The following is a 3,423-nucleotide window of genomic DNA, read 5'->3' as shown; positions in this document are numbered from 1 at the left end:
TGAGCGTGAGCACGTAAATCGATGGGGCAATGAGCAACATAAATGATGTTCGAGGGACGAAGTAAAACGGGAGCGATGAAGCTCCCGTTGTCGTTTCAGAATGGCTCGTCAATGCTCTGGTGTGGCGGCTGTGTCGGACCGCGGTACCAGGGCTCGCGATAGCGGCGGATCTGGGTGGCGTAGGCGCGGCTGAACCACAGATAGAGGTCTTCGATGAAGAACTGCATCATGTAGGCTGCCTCGTCGGAGAGCTCGGGCAATGGCAAGCTCCGGGAGGCGTTGGGTTTGTGAGGTGATGCTTTACGGGACATGTCATCGGGCTCCGTTGGGTTGACGCGCTGGCGTGCGGCGCGAGGACTGTGTTGATGGTGCAAAGACCTCGAAGTACAGCTTCTCGTCGAGTTCGGACAGTTCCCGCTGCGCGGCGGTGGTGAGCAGTTCGTTGGCGAGCGTGGTGAGCACGCGGTAGTTGCCCAGCGCGTGTTCGCACAGCGTGTGGCGCAGCGGCGGTGTCATCAGCTGCGGGGCGCCGGCGCTGGCGAGCAGATGTTCGAGGCAGGCCAGCAGGTCGTCGGCCGAAGCCTTCTCGGTCCCCAGGCGGGAACGGATACGGCTGCCCAGTGGCAGCAGTTCGTCGCGCCGCAGCTTGTCGGTCAGGCGCGTGTCGCCGGCGAGCACCACGCACAGCAGGGGCTGCGAATCGAAGCGGGCGCTGGCCATGAGCCGCAGTTCGTTGAGCACGCCGGGACTCATTTCCTGCGCTTCGTCGATCAGCAGGATTGGGCGCCGGCGCGTGCTTTGCAGGTGCGACATCCACCGGTCGCGCAGCGACCTGAAGCCGCCCCAGCGGTTGTGCGGCCGGAGTTCCAGACCGAAGATGTCGCCCATCTCGCGATAGAAGTCGGCAAGGTTGCTCTGCGGATGATTGATCGAGACGACTGTCAGATCGGTCAGTCGCTCGAGCTTCTCGGCCAGCACGCGCATGACCACGCTCTTGCCGGTCCCCGGCTCGCCGTGGATCATCGCGAAGCCGCCTTCGCGCACGAGCGCGTTCTCGATGCGCCAGCAGAAGTTCTCGACGCGCGGCGGCACGTACAGCGCTTCGAGGGGAAGCTCCGGCGAGAACGGGTTCCACTTCAGGCCGTAGAGGGCTTGCAGACGCTGGCTCATGCCTCCTCCTGCCAGTTGGCGGGAATCCAGGCTGGCGGCAACCCGGTTGCGGCGTGGTCGGCCAGCATCTGGCGTAGCAGCGGCGCGATGCCGGGCGCACTGGCCGGTGGCGGCTCGACATTGACGGCATCGAGTCGCCTGCGCTGGCCATCAGCATTGGCGGCCTTGTCCAGCGGCCGCAGCGGGCACAGCACGGCGCCGCTGCCGGCGTCGACGAGATCGACGCCGCTCAGGTCCCAGCGCGCATAGCGCAGGTGCACGCGCTGCAGGTGCCGGTAGGCCGAGGGAATCTCGAAGCGCGTGCCGGCCAGACTCACGGTGCCATCCGAGCGCCGCTGGGCGCGCGTCACGTCGATACGGAATGCGGCGCGCAGCGCGTCACTCGACGGGCATTCGCGGCCCACATCGGGGCCGGCCAGATAGCGTTTGAGCGGCGTGCCACCGATCTCAGAATGATGCGCGTGGTGGTACTCGCGCTCGATCCACGCGTGGGTGGCCTGATTGAGCAGTTCGAGCGTGAGATTGGGCTCGCCTTCGAGCATGGCCATCACGCGCCCTTCGATGCGGGCCCAGAACGTTTCCTGCTTCGCGTTCTGGTACGGCGAATATGGCAAGGTCGTCTGGTGCAGCACGCCGAGCGCGAGCAAGCCGGCGGTCGTCTCCTCGGCAAGCATTGCTGCGCCGTTGTCGGTCATCAGTGCGCGAGGCCGGCCACGACGCTGGAGCGCCTGGGTGAGCCCATGGATCAGACTACGTGCGGTCTCATCGAGAAACCATTGCGCGTGACAGACGACGCGCGAACGGTCATCGAGCACGCACAGCAGCATCGGCGTGATCCACTGGCCATCATGCGTGAGCAGCTTGCGCGAGCCGTGATGGAAATCGAGATGCCAGAGCGCGTTGACGTGCTCGACCTCGAAGCTGCGGACCTCGAGCTTCTCGAGGCGATCGCGTGCGAGCATCGCGCCGGCGCTGGTATGACGCGGCTTGCGTTCACGGGACAGGCCCTGCGCACGCAGATAACGACGCACCGTCGTGTACGACGGCAGGTTCGCCGGGCCGAGCGTGACCTTGAGATTGTCGACGTGCAACTGGCAGGTCCAGCCGGGATGTTCCCGGTACTGCGCGCGAATCGCCTGTACCGCCTGAGGCGACAGGCTTGCGCCGGCGCCGCTGGGGCGCTTGCGGTCGCGCAGGCTCGCCACCGGATCGTGGGCCGCCTTGCGGGCCCGGTAGAACCACCGCTCAACGGTGGAGCGGCCGAACTGGACATCGTCGCCAGTGACGGGATGACGCCAGCGTTTGGCGGCCAGCGCGGTGATGAGTTCGCGCACCTGCCCGGGTTCAGGCGGTGCTGCCAGCAAGGGGCCCACAACCGCAAAGCGCAGGCGCGCCCAACGATCCCGCAGGGGTAAATCGTGAAGTTCAGTCATGCTCTCTCCAGGGATGCGGCGCACCGCGCCGCGATTCGGGGGAGAGGCGAGACTACCGGCGCAGTCCGAGGGGGGCGAGCGACAAGTTCTGCGGGCGGTTACCGTCCCTCACGCAGGGTGCTCACGGCGCTGCCGCTGGTGAGCGGTGAGAGCCAGCGCAGCAGGCATGGCAATGGCTCGGCAGGCTGCGTGGTAGCGAAGCGCTCGAGCAGGCTTGCCGGCACCTGTGCGGTCTCGACGGGCGGCACGAACGCCGCCCGTCCGAGCGCCCAGAACGGTGTGCCGACAAACCCGGTCATCCACCAGTGCCGCCATCGCGCGATCGTCGAGGGTGGCACGCCCAGCGCATCGAGCTGGCGCATTGCCGCGGCCGTACCGGCGCTCGCACGCGTGGCGCTGACGACAATCATGATTGCGGCGGTGTAGACGCGCCGGCCGAGAAAGCGCACCGAGAATGGCGTGGTACGACGGCGACAGTCGGCGCAGCAGAAGCTGTAGCGGAACTCGCAGTGGCAGCGGGCTTCGTATGAAATTCCGCGCGGCTTGCGCGGGTAGCGGGCGCTATGGAGTACGCCACCGCAGCGACAACGCTGCGCGCGGGTCTGTTCGGCGAAGTCCTGATCGATACGTAACAGCAGGTGATAGAAGTTGGGATCGCGGGCACTCACGTGGCACACTCTGGAAGTCTCGGTTCTTGGCAGACACGAGACTCTCCCTTGGGCGTCGTTTGTGCAAGATGCCTGAGGGAGACCCCCACCGCTACATCACGCAAGCTGCTCAAAACGCCCCGAATTCCCATCGATTTACGTGCTCACGCTCA

The 3,423-nt window shown here is 66.1% G+C and carries 4 protein-coding genes; all 4 read right to left on the bottom strand.

Translation table 11 applies throughout. From position 1 onward, the window contains the following. Positions 1-95: 95 nt before the first annotated feature. The gene (locus QZM67_RS39715; RefSeq protein ID WP_012250658.1) at positions 96-311 is read right to left on the bottom strand and encodes a hypothetical protein; all 216 of its coding nucleotides are present in this window, start codon (positions 309-311) and stop codon (positions 96-98) included. A gap of 1 nt (position 312) precedes the next feature. Then, positions 313-1,170, bottom strand: coding sequence for an ExeA family protein (locus tag QZM67_RS39710; RefSeq protein ID WP_012427050.1), 858 nt, complete (start codon positions 1,168-1,170; stop codon positions 313-315). After that, positions 1,167-2,603, bottom strand: a complete 1,437-nt coding sequence (locus QZM67_RS39705) for a DDE-type integrase/transposase/recombinase (RefSeq protein WP_012250652.1) — start codon at positions 2,601-2,603, stop codon at positions 1,167-1,169. The genes QZM67_RS39710 and QZM67_RS39705 overlap by 4 nt, the downstream gene beginning before the upstream one ends. Positions 2,604-2,701: 98 nt before the next feature. Next, a complete protein-coding gene (locus tag QZM67_RS39700; RefSeq protein ID WP_007176046.1) occupies positions 2,702-3,271 on the bottom strand; it encodes a hypothetical protein in 570 nt (189 codons plus the stop codon). Between the last annotated feature and the right edge of the window lie 152 nt (positions 3,272-3,423).

The organism is Burkholderia sp. AU45251, assembly GCF_030482905.1.
GTDB lineage: Bacteria > Pseudomonadota > Gammaproteobacteria > Burkholderiales > Burkholderiaceae > Burkholderia > Burkholderia aenigmatica.
Note: the sequence above shows the minus strand (reverse complement) of the source record. Positions and strands in the feature narration are given on the sequence as shown.